Source organism: Embleya sp. NPDC020630 (assembly GCF_044334985.1).
In the GTDB taxonomy this organism is placed as follows: domain Bacteria; phylum Actinomycetota; class Actinomycetes; order Streptomycetales; family Streptomycetaceae; genus Embleya.
On record NZ_JBIRUB010000063.1, the window covers coordinates 1 to 1,004 of the forward strand.

The 1,004-nt window shown below is 68.3% G+C and carries 1 pseudogene; it reads right to left on the reverse strand.

The window, feature by feature from the left end:
* Positions 1-20 precede the first annotated feature (20 nt).
* Positions 21-946, reverse strand: a pseudogene (locus ACH4XV_RS48480) (IS5 family transposase).
* Between the last annotated feature and the right edge of the window lie 58 nt (positions 947-1,004).

Genomic DNA, 1,004 nt, shown 5'->3' on the forward strand with positions numbered 1-1,004 from the left:
ACTAGGACTTGTCCGGCCGATCATGTTCGGAGCCAGATGGTGAGTGCTGCCGCGGTGGCGGTGCCGAGGTAGACGTAGCCGCGTTTGTCATATCTGGTGGCCACGGCTCGGTGCTGTTTGAGTCGGTTGATTGCCCGTTCGATGGTGTTGCGTTTCCTGTAGCGGTCCTCGTCGAAGCCGGGTGGTCGTCCGCCGCGTGAGCCCTTGCGCAGTCTCGCGGCCCGGCTGTCGGTCTTCTCCGGGATGGTGTGCCGGATGCCGCGTCGCCGGAGATATCTGCGGCAGGGGCCGTTGCTGTAGGCCTTGTCCGCGGCGAGGCTGTCGGGTCTGACGCGCGGCCTGCCCGGTCCGATCCGCGGAACGCGGATCTTCTCCAGCACGGGCCCGAGTTGCGTGCAATCCGCCCGCTGTCCCGGCGTGACGACCAGGGACAGCGGGCGGCAGCGGCCGTCCGCGCTCAGGTGGAGCTTCGTGGTGAACCCGCCGCGCGAGCGGCCCAGGCCCTCGCCTCCGAGACCACCTCCGCCAGGCGGGCGACGAGACTCTGCCAGGGTGTCTCGTCCTGGTGTTCCACCGCCGTGTCCCCCTTTGGGACGGGCGGCGGATCGGTGCGGGCGCCCGCTGCATGCTGATGCGCTCGCACGATGGTGGAGTCGACCGAGATGTCCCAGTCGATCCCGCCGGCGGCGTCGGCTTCGGCCTGGACCTGCCGGAGCAGGCGTTCCCAGGTGCCGTCGGCCGACCACAGGCGATGGCGTTCGTAGACGGTTTTCCAGGGCCCGAACCGTTCGGGCAGGTCACGCCATTGAACCCCGGTCCGCACCCGGTGCAGGATCCCGTCGATCACCTGCCGGTGATCCCGCCACCTGCCACAACGCCTGTTGCTCACCGGCAGGAACGGCCGCAACCGCTCCCATTCCGCATCGGTCAGATCGCCCCGCCCCATATCCATATCAACGACCCGGAGGCGAAGTAGTCACATGATCGACCGGACAGGTCCTAGT